This is a genomic window from Algibacter sp. Ld11 (assembly GCF_045066735.1).
Classification (GTDB): Bacteria; Bacteroidota; Bacteroidia; order Flavobacteriales; family Flavobacteriaceae; genus Algibacter.
This window is the reverse complement of record NZ_JBISHH010000004.1, coordinates 124,187-142,206: the sequence shown is the minus strand read 5'-3', so window position 1 is coordinate 142,206 and position 18,020 is coordinate 124,187. Positions and strand designations below refer to the sequence as shown.

Here is an 18,020-nt window from a genome sequence, read left to right as displayed (position 1 = left end):
ATTATTACAAATATATCAAGCATCACTTTCTTTTTATGTTAATTTTGAGGCTTTTTTCTGAATACAACAAAGTTTTCAAAAAATTAAAGAAATAGTGCCGCAAGTATTTCTGTTTTTTCTAATCTAAAGTTAAAAAGAGAATTAAAATGAATTATAAAACTGCTTTACTTATTGCTCTTATTATCTTGTTTTATGGTTGCCATGCGCAAAAAAATAATACAGCTACAGAACAAAAAACAACAGAGATTGCAAACAACTATTTTGGTAATTATTCTATTAACGATGCTCAATATGGTACGCAAACAACACTTGCTATAGATGGTGATTATCGCGTTATAACAACCAATGCATTGCCAAATCATGCAACTGGTGAGTATCCACGAAAAGGAAACCCAAATACTATTTCTGCCCAAAATAAAACGTACAGAATTCCGTTAAAACCAAGTTTTACGGGTGTAGCTAAATGGGCAAGAGAACCAGGCGTTGCATTAAACGGTGTTAAATTTGAACCAGAAACCGCTGAAATGGTTATTTGCGACAGTGGAGAGAATTTTAAGGTTGAAGCAGTACAAGATTTAATAAACTTAGGTTTAGATTTTAATAACGCCCACGTGCAACCTACAGGCGAATATCATTATCACGGTATTTCGGAGGCTTTAGTGGAAGCTTTTGATTCGAGAGAAGATTTGGTGCATCTTGGTTTTGCTAAGGATGGTTTTCCTATTTATTATTCAAAAAGTGGAGCGTTTAAACCTAGTTTTCAAATAATAGATGGGATTTATTCTGCTACAGATTGTACGTATTCCAATCCTAAAAACACCCTGGATGTGGAGTTAGAAAATAATGAGTTTGATGGTACGTTTGTTTCCGATTGGGAATACGTTAAAGGTTTAGGGGATTTAGATGAGTGTAATGGTGTTTATGTTAATGGAGGTTATGTATATATGGTTACAGATTCATATCCATATGTAGGACGTTGTTTAATGGGAGAGTTTGAAGAAGAAAGACACCCTGCAGAGCCACCTCCAGGACAAGGTGGCAGAGGGCAAAGACCGCCAAGAGGACAAGGGCAGAATCAAAGACGATAAAAAAGTATAAAATTTTAAGAGAAAAGGAATTATTTCAATATGAAATGATTCCTTTTTTTTTGTTTAAACTTTACAAGAGAAGAAAGAACTAATATTTTAATAGCGGATAATTTTGTCTTTTATTAAATTAAACTATCTTTGCGAAGTAAAATATTTCTGGAATTACCTCTAATTAGAATTATAAAGAAGATAAAAAGATCTTCTACTCTACTATAGAGCGAATGATGAAAAAAAAACACAACTACATATTACTAACACTTTAAATGAAATAATTATGAAAACAGTATCACTTTTAGAAGCACTTATTTATACCGAAGACAAACCAAGTATAACGTTATTATTAAAAACAGATACCACAAAAGAACTTAGAATTGCTTTAAAAAAAGGACAACTGATGAAAGAGCACAAAGCACCATATCCAATAATAGTTGAAATTTTTGACGGTGAAATAGAGTTTGGTGTAAGTGGAGAACAAAAGATATTGAAAAAGGGAGCACTGCTGGCGTTAAATGCCAATGTACCTCACGATTTAAAGGGATTGAAAAATTCTATAGTTAGACTCTCCATTTCTATTGCAGATACCGTAGAACGTGTAGAAGACGTTGCTAAATTATAATTATTTATTGAAACTAATAAAAATCAATCACAATGAAAAAAGTTTGGATCGCATTTTCCAGCGTCGTAATACTATCCTTTATCGCATTAATTTGGGTAGGGACAGAAGTTTATCAAAAACAACCGCCAATTCCTAAAACCGTTATAATACAAGAAACCGGCGAAACCGTATTTACTATTGAAGATATACAAACAGGACAAAACGTTTGGGAGTCTATTGGAGGTATGGAAGTGGGCTCTATTTGGGGACACGGTAGTTATGTGGCGCCAGATTGGAGTGCCGATTGGATACACAAAGAAGCTGTTTTTTTACTAGAAACTTGGTCGCAAAGAGACTTTAATACAAGTTATGAAAGCTTAGGAGTTGAGCCTAAAGCAGCACTGAAAGCACGTTTAATTAAAACTATAAAAACAAATACGTATAACTCATCAAATGAGAGTATTACAATTACAAAAGATCGGTACAGTGCTATTGTAGAAAACGCAAAACATTATGCTGATATTTTTACTAAAGGACACGAAAAATATGCTATTCCAAAAGGAGCTTTGGTAGACGCTGAAAAGTTAGAACAATTAAATGCGTTCTTATTTTGGACGTCTTGGGCGGCAAGTACAAATCGTCCTGAAAAAGATTACACTTATACATCCAATTGGCCACACGAGCCATTAATTGGTAATACTATTACTGCCGATTCTCAAATTTGGTCTGGATTTTCGGTAGTGCTTTTACTTCTTTTTATTGGGATTTTAACGTATTACTATCTTAGAAAACATGAAAAAGGAGATGCTATTGTAAATCCAAAACAAGATCCGCTAGATACACTTGTTCTTGTAAAATCTCAAAAATCAGTTTTAAAATATTTTGTTGTCATATCATTATTAATAGCGTTACAGGTTGTCTTAGGTGCTTTAACAGTACATTACACTGTAGAAGGCCAAGCGTTTTTTGGTATGGATTTATCTAGTGTTTTACCATATTCTATTACCAGAACTTGGCACACACAATTAGCTGTATTTTGGATTGCTGCAACATGGTTAGCTACAGGTTTATTTTTAGCACCTATGATAAGTGGTAAAGAAATGAAATTTCAGGTATTTGGAATAAACTTTCTTTTTGGGGCTTTACTAGTTATTGTTTTAGGATCATTAATAGGTGAGTGGTTAGGTGTGCACCAATTTTTAGATTTAACAACCAATTTCTTCTTTGGTCATCAAGGCTATGAGTATATGGACCTTGGCCGTTTCTGGCAATTATTTTTAGCCATTGGCCTTGTTCTATGGGTAATTATGGTTGGTCGACATGTAGTTTTTGCGATTAAGAAAAACGACGATTCTAAACATTTACTAATTATATTATTGATATCTGTAATTGCTATTGGTATGTTTTTCTTTTCAGGATTAATGTATGGTGAAAACAGTAGTTTACCAGTGATTAACTATTGGAGATGGTGGTTAGTTCACCTTTGGGTAGAAGGATTCTTTGAAGTTTTTGCAACCGTAATTATTGCTTTTATTTTTTTAAGAATGAAGATTCTTTCGGCCAAAACAGCCGGGAGAGCGTCTATTGCATCGGCAACTATATTTTTAGCAGGTGGAATAATTGGAACACTTCACCACTTGTACTATTCGGGAACACCTGTGCAAGCTATTGCTTTAGGGGCAACATTTAGTGCTTTAGAAGTGGTGCCATTAACTTTAATGGGCTTTGAAATTCGTGAAAATTGGAATATTTTAAAAGAACACGACTGGATGCAAAAATACAAATGGCCTATATTCTTTTTCATCGCTGTTTCTTTTTGGAATATGGTAGGTGCAGGTGTGTTTGGTTTCTTAATAAATCCCCCAATTGCTTTGTATTATATTCAAGGATTAAATACTACAGCAGTACACGCTCACACCGCATTATTTGGAGTATATGGTATACTTGGTATGGGATTCATAATAATTTGCTTACGTTTTTATTCCGATCGTGTTTGGAAGTCTACAAAACTAAAACGTGCCTTTTGGCTCTTAAACATTGGTTTAGTTGCCATGGTTGTTTTTAGTATGTTACCTGTTGGAATTATACAAGCTTATACTTCCATAACCAAAGGATATTCATTTGCTCGTAGTGCAGATTTATTATATTCTCCAACCGTTCAAACTTTAAAATGGATGCGTATGATAGGTGATGTGATTTTCTCTGTAGGTATATTTTATTTCTGCTGGTTTACTATAAGCGAAACTATATACTGTTTAAAAAGAAAAAAGAATTAATTAATTTAAAATGAAGCAAATAGAAAACAGAGCCGACGTAAATATATTGGTTTCCGAATTTTATAGAGTTGTTAGGAAAGATGATTTGTTAGGCTCTATTTTTAATCATCATTTAACAGATGAACAATGGCCGTCACATATTGAAAAGCTTACCGGTTTCTAGGTTGCTAGGTTATTTGGAGAAGCCTGTTTTAAAGGAAACCCCAGCCAAGCACACATAACAGTGGATAAAAACTTAAATTATGGTATGCATCAAGATCATTTTAACCGTTGGTTAAAACTTTGGTTAGCAACGATTTATAGTTTATTTGAAGGCGCTTTAGCAAATCGAGCTAAAGATGCATCACAGCGTATGGCTATCGGGAAATTTACTTATGTATATAAAAACAAACGAAAAAATTGTAAACCTTGAAATCATGAAATAGAATATTTTATTTAAAAAAGGTTCCTAAAAAAAAAGCAGGTACTTTAAAATCTAAACTTAATCTCTTAAACCAATTCTTATTTATTTAGCTTTTGGTATATGAGAATTCGACCGTTAAAAAGTTGTAATTGCATTTGATTTTTTAGTGTCTGTTTTTAATTTTTACATCATGATTAGCGTATTTCTAATTCATTTGAATTAGAAAATTGAGTGTTTCTTGCATGATTACAATGTTGTTTTAACAAAAATTATGTTGTGCACATTGCAACTTTTTTTAAAGAAAAACTTGGAGTATATCTTTAAAAAAAACAGACAAACAGACTTCAAAAACATTAAAACGTTAAAATTATGTTAAAAATTATACCGTTCATCTAAAATCGATAAACGGTTATAAAAAATCGATTAAATTCGCAATTCTCAAATTGAAATTGCTAAAAATGAAATCTCTCTCTCTTTTATTATTTTTTTGCGCCATAAATGCGTTTTCTCAAGTTGGCATAAATACAGTCACTCCCGATCCATCGGCTATTTTGGATGTTACCAGTTCAGATAGAGGTTTACTGATTCCAAGAATTAGTTTATCATCATCAACAGATAACACAACAATAGCTTCACCAGTATCAAGTTTACTAATTTATAATACAGCCACCACGGGAGATGTTACTCCAGGATATTTTTATTGGAGTGGGACCGAGTGGTTAAAAATTGCAACTTCTAATGCAGTAGATAATGCTTGGAGTATTTTAGGAAATGTAGGAACTGATGAAACCGTCAATTTTCTTGGAACTACAGACGATCAAGATTTAGTTTTTAAACGCAATAATGTACAGGCTGGTTTATTAGATGCTAATAATGTCTCATTTGGGGTTAATAGTTTACCGCTTAGTACTACAGGTACAGATAATGCTAGTTTTGGTGTAAATGCTATGTCTTCTAATACATCTGGAGCACAAAATACAGCTGTTGGACAAAACGCTTTAAGAGATAACCTAAGTGGAGGTGGTAATACCGCAGTAGGTTTTAATACGCTTATTGCAAATACTGCGAGTTCTAATACAGCTATAGGATCTAGTTCATTGGTTAATAATACTTCTGGTTCTGGTAATACAGGAGTTGGGTCGTTAACTTTAAATCAAAATACTACAGGAGGAAATAATACCGCAATAGGTATTCAGTCGCTTACAAAAAACACAACAGGAATTAATAATACTGCAACTGGTATTTTCTCTTTATTTGATAATACAACAGGAACACATAACACAGCAAGTGGTTCAGAATCTTTAACTTTTAATACTACAGGTGATTACAATACTGCTGTTGGTACTAATGCGTTGTATTCCAACAAGACTGCTAATAATAATACTGCAGTTGGATCAAATTCTCTTTTTTCGAATACAACAGGAACTCGAAATACAGCAATGGGAACAAATGCTTTACAATCGAACATAACAGCTAGCAACAATACCGCATTTGGAGAAAACACTCTTCAATCGAATACAACTGGAAGTAGTAATGTGGCTTTAGGAGTGTTAGCGCTTTCAACCAATAATGGGCATTATAATTCTGCAACAGGAGTAAATGCCTTGGCATCTAATACAACAGCAAGTTATAATACGGCCAACGGGTATAATTCTTTAACTAGTAATACTACAGGAAGTAGCGATACCGCTATTGGATCGAACTCACTTTATTCTAATCTAACAGGAGTATCTAATACAGCTGTGGGAGCAAATGCATTATACACTAATAGTACAGGAAATAACAATACGGGAATAGGTACGGGATCACTTAGATTGAATGAAACAGGGTCTAGTAATACAGTAATTGGAGTAAATGCACTTAGTAATAATGTAACAGGATCAAACAATACCACAAGCGGCTTAAATTCTATGCTATACAACACTACAGGAATAGGGAATACAGTGAGTGGCTTAAATGCGATGCTGAATAATATATCTGGAAATTATAATGTTGCTATGGGGCAAGGGGCTATGAGTGGAAATATTGATGGAATTCGTAATGTAGCAATAGGCGTTAATACAATGAACTCTAATACTTCAGGAAACTACAATATTGCTATAGGCGGGGCAGCGTTAAACGATAATGACACAGGAATTGGTAATACTGCATCGGGTTATAGTTCATTACCAAATAATATCTCAGGAAATTATAATACTGCCTTGGGTTATGTTGCCTTAAATTTGAGTACAACAGGGAATAACAATACTAGCTTAGGTTATCATTCTTCAAGGGTATTAACTACTGGAAGCGGTAATACAGCTGTTGGTCACAGAGCATTAGATAATGCAACAACAGGAAGTAATAATATTGCGATAGGATACTTGTCTAATGTTCCTAACGGTGCAGCAGATAACCAAATAAGAATTGGTGGGACAGCAATAACATACGCAGGCGTGCAAGTAGCATGGACGGTAACATCAGATAAGCGATGGAAAAATACTATTGAAGATTCAGACTTAGGATTAGACTTTATTAATAAATTACGCCCAGTATCTTATTTTAGAAACAACGACAAAAGGAATAAATTAGAGTACGGTTTTATAGCTCAGGAGTTAAAGCAAGCTTTAAAAACAAGTAGCTCTAAAACAAACGGAATTATTACAGAAGATTCCGAAGGCATGTTAAGTGTAAGGTATAACGATTTAATGGCGCCAATGGTAAAAGCTATTCAGCAACAAACTAAAGAAATTCAAGTTTTAAAATCTGAAAATGAAGCCTTAAAGTTAAGGCAGTTAACCATGGAAAACGATTTAAAAGAAATCAAAAAAATATTATTAAGTAAGAAATAATTTAGTCGTTAAGCTCTAATACTAGAAGCACAAGCACCTCTTTTTAATAGCATGTATTCACCATTATTTTTAAACTCTCGGATAGATGTACCAGCGTAGCGTTTAAAGGTTTTAGAGAGATGACTAACATCTGTAAAACCAAGCTCGTCTGCAATTTGTGTTAATGTGAAATCAGAGTTCAATAAGCGTATTTCTACAAGTTTAAGTTTTGCTTTAATAATATACTCTCGCAAAGACATATGTACTTGTTTTTTAAAAAACTCACTAACATAAGTGGGAGACATCATAAAAACATCAGCTAAGTTTTCGACTTTAAGCAATTCTGTTTTATCAATGTTTTCATTAATATAAGTCAACATTTTCGTAATTCTATCATCGGATTTATTTTTAGGCAATTCAAAATAACTACTTTTTTTGATGTTGCGTATTAGTATTTCTAAAACACTGGTCATTAAGCTTGTTACTAAATTTATAGATGATTCTTCATAGCTTCGAGATTCAAGTAAAATCATACCTATTAAACTTTCCAAATGCTTTCTGTCTAAATCATTTTTAATAATATCTCCAGGTAGTTGGTTGTAGTTAGATAATATATATGCGGCCTCCTTAAACCATTCGTTTCTATCAATTGTAATACGGTTCGCCGTTTTAAAAAAGGAATCTGTGAATTTTAAAAAAACAAATTGTGTGGGTTGTTCTATAGTAAACGAGTGGCATTTTAAAGGTGGTAACAAAAAGATACTACCTTTGTTGTATTGATGCTCATTGTAATTAATACATTGTATACCTTCTCCTTCTTTAATCAATACTAATTCAAAAAAATTGTTTTTAACGGGGCGTTGTTTCCAATCTGTTAATTCAATTTCTTGTATTTCAAAAGGTTGATAAGCTTCAATTACTTGCATTTTATTAGGGTTTAATCAAAAATCATTACAAATTTAGATAAAATTGAGATATGAACCTGTATTAGCATAATACAAACCTTTATTTATACCAAATTAGCCGTGTAATATACATTTTAAAGTGATCTATAGTTGTAATATTTGCCATAGAAAATCGAAAAATAGTTATTAAAATTTAAAATACTAATTCTTATTTTTACACAAACCTTTATAAATTGATTTTAGAATACCTTAAAAAGCATACCATTCTATCTATTTCAATAAGCATCATATTTGCTTTTACGTTAGTGGTGTTTTTTGCTACTGAAATAAGCTACAACGCAATCGAAAGCACTTCATTATGGGTGAGAAATTATTTTGGTTATTTCTATTTATATATAGGTTTTGCTTGTGTTTTAGCATTATTGCTTATCGCATTTTCTAAATACGGCCAAATAAAACTGGGTAAACCAAATAGTAAACCAGAATACTCACTATGGTCGTGGGTGTCCATGTTGTATAGCGCAGGAATGGGTTCGGGTATTTTATTAAGAGCTGTGCAAGAACCTGTTTTTATGCAACAAAATCCGCCTTTTATTTCTAATTTATCGGCAGAAACTCTAGCGCTAGAGTTTACATTTTATCAATGGGGATTTACGGCTTGGGCTTTTTATGGACTTTTTGCAGTAATTGTTGGCTATGCTTTACATGTAAAAAAAAAGAAAGTAAGAATTAGCGCGACCATCGAAGATCATTTTAAAAGTAGAACGCTTAAAAATAGTATAGATGTTATCACTATCATAACAACAGTGTTTGGTCTTGTTGCTGCTATTGGTTTAGGAACAACCCAAATTAATGGAGGCATTAATCACGTACTTAATGGAGGTTTCGGGTTAATAACAACACTAGTATTATGTGTGTTAATTTCTGCCGTAGCTTGTTATTCCGCTTGGCAAGGTATAAATAAAGGCATCAAAATATTTTCTAAACTAAATATTATTGTCACGTTTTCAATCTTATTATTTATTTTTTTTAGCAGTGATGTTAAGCAAATTTTAGTTGCATTTATTACAGCAACCTATAATTATATAATAGATTTTGTTCCTCTTAGCTTAGCTATGGGAGCTTATAATCCTGGATTAGAATTTTTAACAGGTTGGACCTTTTATTATTGGGCATTTTGGTTGGCTTGGGCACCTTTTACAGGTATTTTTATTGCTCGTATTTCTAAAGGAAGAACCATAAGACAATTGCTATTAGGTGTTTTAATTATTCCATCATTAGGAACATTTTTTTGGTTTTCTGTTTTTGGAACATCGGCCTTTCAATTAATTGAAAAATTGGGTACATACAATAACGAATTCAGTAATGTTTTTTCATCAATTTTTGTGTTTTTTGAGCAGTATCCTTATGCTACATTTCTAAACATAACATCTATAGGTCTTCTCATTAGTTTTTTAATTACTTCTGTAGATTCTGCGGTGTTTGTGCTTAGCATGTTTACGGATAAAGGCGCTAGAAATCCGAGTAAAATACATCGTGTAATTTGGTCTGTTTTTATCTTATTAGCTACCATTGCTTTAGTGCTTCTAGGTAATATTAAACCTCATGTAAATGTTTTGGAGGCCGCACAGCGGTTATTGATTATAACGTCGCTACCATTTTTATTTTTTATTATAGTTATGCTTGGTTATTTTATAAAAGATATTAAGCAGAATAAAATTGAAATTGATAAAACATAAATGCTAGTTTTTGCTTTTTTTTTTGATTAAGCTTTAAAAATATAATGATGAATTTATTTAAACAACCTAACTTATTTTCTACAAATGAAATTATAAAAACGGAATTTGATTTACCGGGAGCTGATGTTGTTTTATTCGAAAATTTTTTCAGTATACAAGAAAGTAATCGTTTATATGAAAGCTTACTTAAAAACACCATTTGGGAGCAAGACCAGATGATTATTTATGGAAAACAAGTAGATTTACCTAGATTAACGGCTTGGTATGGAGACCGAAATGAACTAGTAGCTTATGCTGAGAGTGAAAGTAAAATGCTTCCATGGAATGCCGATTTACTATTTATTAAAGAAAGAATAGAGCAGGAGGTAGATATCAAATTTCCGCGATGTTTACTTAATTATTATAGAGACGGCAAAGATAGTGTAGATTGGCACCAAGATTATGAGCCCGACCAACGTAAAAATACGGTTATTGGTTCTGTTACTTTTGGTGAAACAAGATCTTTTCAATTAAAACACGCCACGCGCACAGACTTAAAGCGTCTTGATATTCCGTTAGCACACGGAAGCTTTTTAATTATGCAAGGCGCTACACAAGATAATTGGAAACATAAAATTCCTAAAACCAAAAAGCAGATTCTACCTAGAATTAATTTAACATTCAGATGGATTGATTAAATGATTGTTATAGTATTAATAAAGGTTTAACGTTTAGTTAATGTATGTTTAAGTGTCATAAAACAGTGTTTTCTACTTGTTTTAGGAAAATTTTAAGAAAAAACCCTTAAAAAACCTTTTTTTGTACCTGCATTACCTTTTTTTGTACACTAAAAAAAGGAGAATACGTATATATATTTGCAATGTAATTATTAATCAACACATAAAAAATACATACAAATGAATTTAAAAGAAATTTTAAACTGGAGATACACAACTAAAGAATTTGACTCAACAAAAAAAATATCTGAAGCAGATATGGCAGAAGTCAAAAATTTATTAAGAATGAGCCCATCGAGTGTAAACTTGCAACCTTGGCACTTTATAGTTGCAGAAACTGCAGAAGGTAAGGCACGAATTGCAAAAGGAACTCAAGGTTTCTTTCATTTTAATGAGCCTAAAGTAACCAATGCTTCAGCAGTCGTTTTATTCTGTTCAAAAATTGATGCAGATGATGCGTATTACCAACATATTGCTGATACTGAAGATAAAAATGGTAGATTCCCAAGTGAAGACATAAAAAATGGATTCCTAGGAGCTGTTAAAGCGTTTGCAGGGATTCATAAATACGATTTAAAAGACCAACAACACTGGATGGAAAAACAAGTTTACTTAAACATAGGAAGCTTTTTATTAGGTGTGGCTAGTTTAGGTATTGATGCAACTCCAATGGAAGGCATAGACGTAAAAGCATTAGATGAAGAATTTGGTTTAAGAGAAAAAGGTTTCACAGCTTTAGTTGCTGTTTCTATAGGTTACAGAGCAGATTCTGATTTTAATTCAACAGATAAAACTCCAAAATCTAGATTAGCAGAAAGCGAAATTTTCACAGTAATATAATTTCAAAAACGATTAAGTAAGATGAAAGCAATAGGATACAAAGAGAATTTACCAATTGAGAATGTAAAGTCTTTACAAGATATAACATTAGAAACGCCAAAAGCAACTGGAAGAGATATTCTTGTTGAAATTAAAGCGATTTCTGTAAATCCAGCAGATTACAAAGTACGTGCAGGAATGCCAGTAGAAGGTGACAACTGGAAAGTTATTGGTTGGGATGCAACAGGTATTGTAAAAGAAGTTGGTGAAGACGTTACCTTGTTTAATGTTGGAGATGAAGTTTGGTATGCAGGAGATTTTACGCGACAAGGGAGTTATGCACAATTTCAAATTGTAGACGAGCGTATTGTGGGTGAAAAACCTTCAAGCTTATCTTATGCAGAAGCTGCTGCTTTACCATTAACCACACTTACAGCTTACGAAATGTTGTTTGATAGATTACAAGTTACTAAGGATGATGCCAACAAGTCGATTTTGGTAATTGGTGCTGCTGGTGGAGTGGGTTCTATATTGGTTCAATTGGCTAAAAAGCTAACAAAATTAAATATTATTGGTACTGCTTCTCGCGAAGAAACCACATCTTGGTTAAAAGAATTAGGCGCAGATACGGTTATCAATCACAGAAATAAATTGAGCGAAGAATTTGAAAAATACAACATTCCTGCTCCGGAATATGTAGTGAGTTTAAATGCTACAGAACATCATGTAGATGAAATTGTAAAACTGATTAAACCTCAAGGTAAATTCGGTTTTATTGACGATCCAAAATCGTTAAACGTGATGCCTTTTAAAGGAAAAGCAGTTTCTACACATATCGAATTAATGTTCACACGTGCTATGTTTCAAACGGAAGATATGATAGAGCAACACCATATCTTGAACAAAGCTTCAGAATTAATTGACAACGGAACCATTAAAACTACTTTAGGTGAAAATTTCGGAACCATAAATGCTGAAAATCTTCGTAAAGCACATGCTTTCTTAGAGACAGGAAAAGCTAAAGGGAAAATTGTTTTAGAAGGATTTTAGATTTAATAAATTTTACAAAAATGAAAAACATACTAACAGTAGCATTAACTTTAATTATTTCTATAATTAATAATACAGCTGATGCACAAGTAACAACAATAGATTCTGTAGCCACATCAAAAGTGCAACATTTTAATTTTGATGATATGGCATCGGAAACCATTGGCAAAGGTATAAAACGCAAATGGTTTCATGGTGAAAAAGGACAAATGACCATTTTTAATTTAGAAAAAGATGCGCATATTCCTTGGCATAAACATCCAAACGAACAAATTACTTACATCATGTCTGGTAAGGTTAAAATAAAAACTATTATAGATGGAAAGGAAACATTTGTAGAAGTTGGAGCAGGAGAAGTTATTGTTTTTCCTGAAAATGTACCACATGAGTTTTGGGCTTTAGAAGAAACCGTAGATTTAGATGTGCATGTTCCAGTGCGTCAGGATTGGTTGTCTAAAGAATTACCAGAGTATTTAAAGAAAACGAAAAAATAAAATTGATCAGTATTAAAACTGAATATCAAACGGCATGAAAAAAAATATTTTAATCGCATTAGCACTAGTCGCAGGTATTTTTGCAAACGCTCAAACACCAAAAACAGACAATATTAAGTCTGTAAACGAAGTAGTAACTGCAGATAATGTAGAATGGGGTTGGTTAAATCCGTTGCGAGGAGACAAAAGTCCAGCTGCAGGAAAACTTTGGGGAGACAGAACCAAAAACGAACCTGCAGGTTTTTTAGTGAAATTCAATAAAGGGTTTTCTTCGCCACCACACATTCACAACATTACCTATCGTGGAGTTGTTATTAAAGGTTTATTGCATAATGATGATGAACAAGCCGAAAAGCAATGGCTACCAGCTGGATCTTATTGGCAGCAACCAGCAGGAGAAGCACATATTACTGCAGCAGAAGGTGAAAAAAATATGGCTTTTTTAGATATACAGGAAGGTCCATATTTAGTACAACCAACAGACGAAGCTTTTGATAATGGGGAAAGACCAATTAATGTAGATAAAACCAATTTAGTATGGTTAAACGCTAAGGATATTGAATGGATTTCAGAAAAAAGTAATGTAGAAACTGCTTTTTTATGGGGAAGCCACGAAAAAAATCAATTACGTGCTACACTTTTAAAACTACCAGCTGGTTTCAATGGGAAAATTAAAAATTTAAGTCCAAATTTTAGAGCAGTTGTAATTTCTGGTGGAATTTCACACCAGTTTTCTAAAAAAGAAGATAAAAAAGAATTAAACGCACCATCTTATTTTGGAGCAGAAGAAAATGCTACTTCCATCATTTCAGCAGAAAAAGAAACAGTGCTTTACATTAGAAGCAATGGGAATTACAAAGTGATATCAAAATAACTTATAAATTAAGAATATAGTTGAATCCCTAATTATTGATTAATAGCAAGAAGAAGTCACCATGTTGTGGCTTCTTCTATTTTAAATATTTAGTACCTTTAAAAAAAGATTTACATACCAAGAACTATTATCGAAAATATCGTCATTGCGCAATACAAAGACCAAACATTTTTTGAGTTTTGTAAATACACTACTATTCGTTTTTTCGAAATTCTTTATTTTGAAAAAGGTACAGGAACCATAAAAATTAATGGTAAAACGGTAAATTACACGCCAAATAGTGTCTTTGTTTTTATTCCAGATGATATTTATATCGTTAATGCAGAATCGGCTACAACTACAGTAGCTATAAAGTTTTTAAAGAGTTTTTTTAGAAAAACAAGTTCGCAAAACTCCAATCTTCCAGTAAACGATTGGTTTCGAAAAATTGAAGAAATTCTAAATAGCGAAAGTCACGAACTACGTGAAATGCAATTTGAAACCGATGCAGATAGATCGCATTTAGTATCCTTAATTAATATGGTGTCTACCGAATATTTAAACAAACAGTCTTTCGATATTTTTATTATTGAAAATTCATTATCGGTAATCCTTCATTTAATAGCCAGAAATATCCAGTTTATAAATACTTCAGATTCGGTAAAGGAAGTAAAGTCTTCAAAAATTCAGCAAATCATCAATTATATTCATTCTAATATTTATAATTCTGAAGTATTATCCACTAAAAGTTTGGCAGAAGAATTTCATATGGCAGATAATTACATCAGCGAATATTTTAAAAAGCATACCGATGTGTCGTTAAAAAAATACATTATCAACTACAAATTAAAACTTGTTGAGACTAGATTGAAGTATACCGATTTGCAATATTCTGAAATTGCTGCAGAACTCGGTTTTACAGATTCTAGTCATTTAAACAAAACGTTTCAAGCCTATAAAGGCACAAGTTTAAGTGCTTTTAAAGCGAGTTTAGCCTAATTTTTAGGTTAGTTTTTATAAGAAACCTCTTTTTTTACTAATACCACTTTGTTTTCTACCAAATAAAAGCTTGGTGTCTATTTTAAATTTGCAGTGTAATTAATAAACACACAATAATTTAAAAATAACATCATGAACTACAAGAATTTTCAAACATTTACCGCAACACAAAAAGGAGCAATATTAACCGTTGACATTAACTTCGGACCAGTAAACGTACAGGGACAAGAAATGCTAGCAGATTTAAGCAGTCTTTGCTTACGATTGGAACGCGATAGAAGTGTAAAAGTTGTCGTTTTTGAATCGTCTAATCCAGGATATTGGGTTTGTCATTATGATACCGATTTATTAAAAGATTTATCTACAGAAGCTGTTCCAAGAAATGAAATTCAGCTATTAGACTTACAAGCTGTTTTAGAAAGATTAAGTAATGTACCACAAGCAACCATTGCAAAAATTGAAGGTTTTGCTCGTGGTGGTGGACACGAAATGGCATTGGCTTTAGATATGCGTTTTGCAGCCAAAGGAAAAGCCAAATTCATGCAAATGGAAGTAGGTATGGGCATTTTACCTTGTGGTGGTGGCGCATCACGTATGGCTAGACAAGCAGGTTTAGGAAAAGCATTGGAAATTATTTTAGGTGCTAGAGATTGGGATGCAGACGAAGCTGAAAAATTCGGAACCATAAACAAAGCTTTAAATGCAGATGAAATTGGTCTTTATGTGGAGGCTTTGGCAGAGCGTATTTCAAAATTTCCAGCAGATTCTATTACAGCATCAAAGCGAGCTGTATATGCATCTATAGATTTACCAATAAAAGAAGCTTTAAAAGAAGAGGCATATCAATTATTTCAGGCAACCAGTAAAACACCAGCAGTAAAACGTTTTCAGTATGCAGATGATAATGGTGCTCAATTTGATCATAACAATCAAAAGAATTGGGAGCAAATGGTAATGGATATTCAAGCAGTAAATTAATAAAAAAAACAATAATTTTAAATTAAAAAAGAATATAGAAATGAAAGCAATGTTAATTAAAGAATACGGAGAAAACGGAAATTTCGAAGTTTCTGAAATAGAAAAACCAGAAGTAAAAGCGAATCACGTATTAGTAAAAATAGCAGCATCAAGCGTAAATACTATTGATACTATGATTAAAAATATGGGATCAGATTTACCATTATCACCAGCTGCTCCAGCATTATTAGGTATGGATTTTTCAGGAACTGTAGAAGCAGTTGGAGAAGGAGTAACAGGTTATGCTGTTGGAGATGAAGTCTATGGCTGTGCTGGCGGACTTGCAGATTTACCAGGAACTTTAACCGAATATATTGTTGCAGATAGTAATTTAATGGCGCATAAGCCAAAAGATTTAACCATGCGAGAAACTGCAGCTTTACCACTAGTAGCAATTACCGCTTACGAAGGTTTAACAAGAGCAGGAGTTAAAGCAGGACAAAAAGTATTGGTGCATGGTGGTTCTGGAGGTGTTGGACACTTAGCTGTACAATTGGCTAAATATTTTGGTGCTGAAGTTTTTGCTACAGGTACAGGCGATAATCAAAAAGCTATTGTAGAAAAATTTGGAGCAACCTTTATCGATTTTAAAACGGAAAAAGTAGCAGATTATACCGCAAAATATACCAATGGTGGTTTTGATGTGGTTTTTGATACGGTTGGTGGTGCAAATCTTACTAATTCTATTGAAGCAGTTGCTTTAAATGGACATATTTCTACTACAGTTTCATTATGTGAGTTAGACTTAACGCCATTACATTTTAAAGGTGCATCCTTACACGTAGTATTTATGTTAATCCCAATGTTGCATAATTTTAATAGAGATAAACACGGAAACATTTTGGAAACATTAGCTGAAATTTCAAACGAAGGACATTTAACCCCAATTGTAGATGAAAATCAATTTTCATTAGAACAAGTTGGAGATGCTTATGCACATTTAGCAAGCGGAAAAGCTATTGGAAAAATAGTGGTAGAGCATTAAAAATAAATGGATTTTTTATAAATCCTTTTAAGTTGATTAGTAGTTAAAATGCCTCTTTTTTAGGGGCATTTTTCATTTACATACTGCAAACCTTGTTTTTTACTAAAACTACCATTTTTACTACCAAACACCATCTATCGTTTAGCCTTAATTTTGCTTAAAACAATTACAATAACAGTAGTTATTATTTAAAATATATAAATCATGAAAACAATAACAAATACAAATGCACTAGAACAAGCACGTGCACTTACACAACCAACTCGCGAAGCTTCATTAAAACGTGAACCTTCTGTATCTCATTTTTGGAATAGCAACAGAAAATTATTGGAAGAAGCATGGGCAACATGGGAAATGGAAAACAAAGACAATTTACTAATTCCTGATGAATCGCTGCTTGATCCAAAATTGCGAAAAGCAATAAATGACGCTTGGGAAAACCCAGAAAAAGAAAATGCTGTTGCCGATTTATGGGAAGAAATTATTCCTGGTGTTTATGTTGCACAGTTTTTTGATATAGAACGCTTAGCAGAATTCCGTAAGTATTTAGAAGCTGTCGTTAATTCTGAAATTCCTAAGCGTGCACCTTATGGCATACAATTAAATCGTTATGGAATGATGTTAGATGAGCGTTCTGAAGGTCATTTAGCTGCACCAAGTTTTCAAGCCTTTTATAACGACATGATGGATCGTTTTATGCGTCCAATTGCACGTTTATTGCTTGGTACTTATGGTTACGATAACCAAACTTTTGGTTTTTCAATTCAATATAATCCAGATAAGGATAAAGATTTACATGCACACACAGATGCTTCAGCAGCTACTTTAAATATTAATATTAACTTACCTGATGAAGTATTTACAGGATCAGAAGTTGATTTCTATGATAAAGCTTCAGGAAATACAGTGCAAACCATTTTTGAACCAGGAAAAGCAATCCTGCACAGAGGTAATGTGCCACATGCTACACATCCAATTACTAGCGGACAACGTAGTAACTTGGTAGTTTGGTTATACGGAGATCAAATGCAAATTCCTCGTGGTAGCACTAGTAGCTACGGAAATATCAGTAGTAACACAATCAAAGATGTTGGATTAGAAAGCGTTACAGCGCGACAACGTTGGAGCTTACCTGATGGTCCAAAAGATACAGCTGCACCGTTTTAAAAAGAATAAAAAATAGAATACATTGCAATAAAAGCAGTAGGTCATTTTGAGAGCAGTCTAAAACTTTTTGAAAGCATTTTGGATGCAAGCATCAAGTGACATAT

Annotated in this window: 17 protein-coding genes and 1 pseudogene; 17 read left to right on the top strand and 1 reads right to left on the bottom strand. The window is 32.9% G+C overall.

The window, feature by feature from the left end; genetic code table 11:
- The first annotated feature begins 146 nt into the window (after nucleotides 1-146).
- From ACJJV4_RS01825 to ACJJV4_RS01800, 6 genes are all read left to right on the top strand, one after another.
- Complete coding sequence (locus tag ACJJV4_RS01825; protein ID WP_405291515.1) at nucleotides 147-1,088, top strand: YHYH protein; 942 nt, start codon at nucleotides 147-149, stop codon at nucleotides 1,086-1,088.
- Between the two features lie 274 nt (nucleotides 1,089-1,362).
- A complete protein-coding gene (locus ACJJV4_RS01820; protein WP_405291513.1) occupies nucleotides 1,363-1,704 on the top strand; it encodes a cupin in 342 nt (113 codons plus the stop codon).
- Between the two features lie 32 nt (nucleotides 1,705-1,736).
- A complete protein-coding gene (locus ACJJV4_RS01815) occupies nucleotides 1,737-3,959 on the top strand; it encodes a nitric-oxide reductase large subunit (RefSeq protein WP_405291511.1) in 2,223 nt (740 codons plus the stop codon).
- Nucleotides 3,960-3,969: 10 nt separating this feature from the next.
- A complete protein-coding gene (locus ACJJV4_RS01810; RefSeq protein ID WP_405291509.1) occupies nucleotides 3,970-4,122 on the top strand; it encodes a hypothetical protein in 153 nt (50 codons plus the stop codon).
- Between the two features lie 60 nt (nucleotides 4,123-4,182).
- Entirely contained in the window at nucleotides 4,183-4,371 is a 189-nt protein-coding gene (locus tag ACJJV4_RS01805; protein WP_405291507.1) for a hypothetical protein, read from the top strand.
- Nucleotides 4,372-4,820: 449 nt separating this feature from the next.
- The gene (locus tag ACJJV4_RS01800; RefSeq protein WP_405291505.1) at nucleotides 4,821-7,193 is read left to right on the top strand and encodes a tail fiber domain-containing protein; all 2,373 of its coding nucleotides are present in this window, start codon (nucleotides 4,821-4,823) and stop codon (nucleotides 7,191-7,193) included.
- 8 nt (nucleotides 7,194-7,201) lie between these two features.
- Here the strand turns inward: ACJJV4_RS01800 and ACJJV4_RS01795 are convergent, their stop codons facing one another.
- A complete protein-coding gene (locus ACJJV4_RS01795; protein ID WP_405291503.1) occupies nucleotides 7,202-8,098 on the bottom strand; it encodes an AraC family transcriptional regulator in 897 nt (298 codons plus the stop codon).
- Nucleotides 8,099-8,310: 212 nt separating this feature from the next.
- Between ACJJV4_RS01795 and ACJJV4_RS01790 the strand changes: the two genes are divergently transcribed.
- From ACJJV4_RS01790 to ACJJV4_RS01740, 11 genes and pseudogenes are all read left to right on the top strand, one after another.
- Entirely contained in the window at nucleotides 8,311-9,816 is a 1,506-nt protein-coding gene (locus tag ACJJV4_RS01790) for a BCCT family transporter (protein WP_405291501.1), read from the top strand.
- 44 nt (nucleotides 9,817-9,860) lie between these two features.
- Nucleotides 9,861-10,493 carry an alpha-ketoglutarate-dependent dioxygenase AlkB family protein gene (locus tag ACJJV4_RS01785; protein ID WP_405291499.1) on the top strand — a complete coding sequence of 211 codons (633 nt, stop codon included), beginning with the start codon at nucleotides 9,861-9,863 and terminating at the stop codon, nucleotides 10,491-10,493.
- 219 nt (nucleotides 10,494-10,712) lie between these two features.
- Entirely contained in the window at nucleotides 10,713-11,372 is a 660-nt protein-coding gene (gene nfsB, locus ACJJV4_RS01780) for an oxygen-insensitive NAD(P)H nitroreductase (RefSeq protein ID WP_342861376.1), read from the top strand.
- Nucleotides 11,373-11,393: 21 nt separating this feature from the next.
- Entirely contained in the window at nucleotides 11,394-12,401 is a 1,008-nt protein-coding gene (locus ACJJV4_RS01775; protein WP_342861375.1) for a zinc-binding alcohol dehydrogenase family protein, read from the top strand.
- A gap of 20 nt (nucleotides 12,402-12,421) precedes the next feature.
- The gene (locus ACJJV4_RS01770; RefSeq protein WP_342861374.1) at nucleotides 12,422-12,895 is read left to right on the top strand and encodes a cupin domain-containing protein; all 474 of its coding nucleotides are present in this window, start codon (nucleotides 12,422-12,424) and stop codon (nucleotides 12,893-12,895) included.
- A 34-nt stretch (nucleotides 12,896-12,929) separates the two neighbouring features.
- A complete protein-coding gene (locus ACJJV4_RS01765) occupies nucleotides 12,930-13,769 on the top strand; it encodes a DUF4437 domain-containing protein (protein WP_405291496.1) in 840 nt (279 codons plus the stop codon).
- 108 nt (nucleotides 13,770-13,877) lie between these two features.
- Nucleotides 13,878-14,129 (top strand): annotated as a pseudogene (locus ACJJV4_RS01760) (AraC family ligand binding domain-containing protein); the annotation flags it as partial.
- A 108-nt stretch (nucleotides 14,130-14,237) separates the two neighbouring features.
- Nucleotides 14,238-14,747: a helix-turn-helix domain-containing protein gene (locus tag ACJJV4_RS01755; protein ID WP_405291494.1), complete on the top strand. Its 510-nt coding sequence runs from the start codon at nucleotides 14,238-14,240 to the stop codon at nucleotides 14,745-14,747.
- A 132-nt stretch (nucleotides 14,748-14,879) separates the two neighbouring features.
- Entirely contained in the window at nucleotides 14,880-15,725 is an 846-nt protein-coding gene (locus tag ACJJV4_RS01750) for an enoyl-CoA hydratase/isomerase family protein (protein WP_405291492.1), read from the top strand.
- Between the two features lie 40 nt (nucleotides 15,726-15,765).
- Nucleotides 15,766-16,749: a zinc-dependent alcohol dehydrogenase family protein gene (locus tag ACJJV4_RS01745; protein ID WP_405291490.1), complete on the top strand. Its 984-nt coding sequence runs from the start codon at nucleotides 15,766-15,768 to the stop codon at nucleotides 16,747-16,749.
- Between the two features lie 204 nt (nucleotides 16,750-16,953).
- The gene (locus tag ACJJV4_RS01740) at nucleotides 16,954-17,916 is read left to right on the top strand and encodes a 2OG-Fe(II) oxygenase (protein ID WP_405291488.1); all 963 of its coding nucleotides are present in this window, start codon (nucleotides 16,954-16,956) and stop codon (nucleotides 17,914-17,916) included.
- Nucleotides 17,917-18,020 lie beyond the last annotated feature (104 nt).

Excerpts from the sequence above, each read along its gene's own strand:
- ACJJV4_RS01755 (WP_405291494.1), top strand. The coding sequence starts at position 14,238 with ATGCAATTTGAAACCGATGCAGATAGATCGCATTTAGTATCCTTAATT.
- ACJJV4_RS01770 (WP_342861374.1), top strand. The coding sequence starts at position 12,422 with ATGAAAAACATACTAACAGTAGCATTAACTTTAATTATTTCTATAATT.
- ACJJV4_RS01745 (WP_405291490.1), top strand. The coding sequence starts at position 15,766 with ATGAAAGCAATGTTAATTAAAGAATACGGAGAAAACGGAAATTTCGAA.
- ACJJV4_RS01825 (WP_405291515.1), top strand. The coding sequence starts at position 147 with ATGAATTATAAAACTGCTTTACTTATTGCTCTTATTATCTTGTTTTAT.
- ACJJV4_RS01815 (WP_405291511.1), top strand. The coding sequence starts at position 1,737 with ATGAAAAAAGTTTGGATCGCATTTTCCAGCGTCGTAATACTATCCTTT.
- ACJJV4_RS01785 (WP_405291499.1), top strand. The coding sequence starts at position 9,861 with ATGATGAATTTATTTAAACAACCTAACTTATTTTCTACAAATGAAATT.
- ACJJV4_RS01750 (WP_405291492.1), top strand. The coding sequence starts at position 14,880 with ATGAACTACAAGAATTTTCAAACATTTACCGCAACACAAAAAGGAGCA.
- ACJJV4_RS01765 (WP_405291496.1), top strand. The coding sequence starts at position 12,930 with ATGAAAAAAAATATTTTAATCGCATTAGCACTAGTCGCAGGTATTTTT.
- ACJJV4_RS01795 (WP_405291503.1), bottom strand. The coding sequence starts at position 8,098 with ATGCAAGTAATTGAAGCTTATCAACCTTTTGAAATACAAGAAATTGAA.
- ACJJV4_RS01820 (WP_405291513.1), top strand. The coding sequence starts at position 1,363 with ATGAAAACAGTATCACTTTTAGAAGCACTTATTTATACCGAAGACAAA.
- ACJJV4_RS01775 (WP_342861375.1), top strand. The coding sequence starts at position 11,394 with ATGAAAGCAATAGGATACAAAGAGAATTTACCAATTGAGAATGTAAAG.
- nfsB (WP_342861376.1), top strand. The coding sequence starts at position 10,713 with ATGAATTTAAAAGAAATTTTAAACTGGAGATACACAACTAAAGAATTT.
- ACJJV4_RS01800 (WP_405291505.1), top strand. The coding sequence starts at position 4,821 with ATGAAATCTCTCTCTCTTTTATTATTTTTTTGCGCCATAAATGCGTTT.
- ACJJV4_RS01810 (WP_405291509.1), top strand. The coding sequence starts at position 3,970 with ATGAAGCAAATAGAAAACAGAGCCGACGTAAATATATTGGTTTCCGAA.
- ACJJV4_RS01740 (WP_405291488.1), top strand. The coding sequence starts at position 16,954 with ATGAAAACAATAACAAATACAAATGCACTAGAACAAGCACGTGCACTT.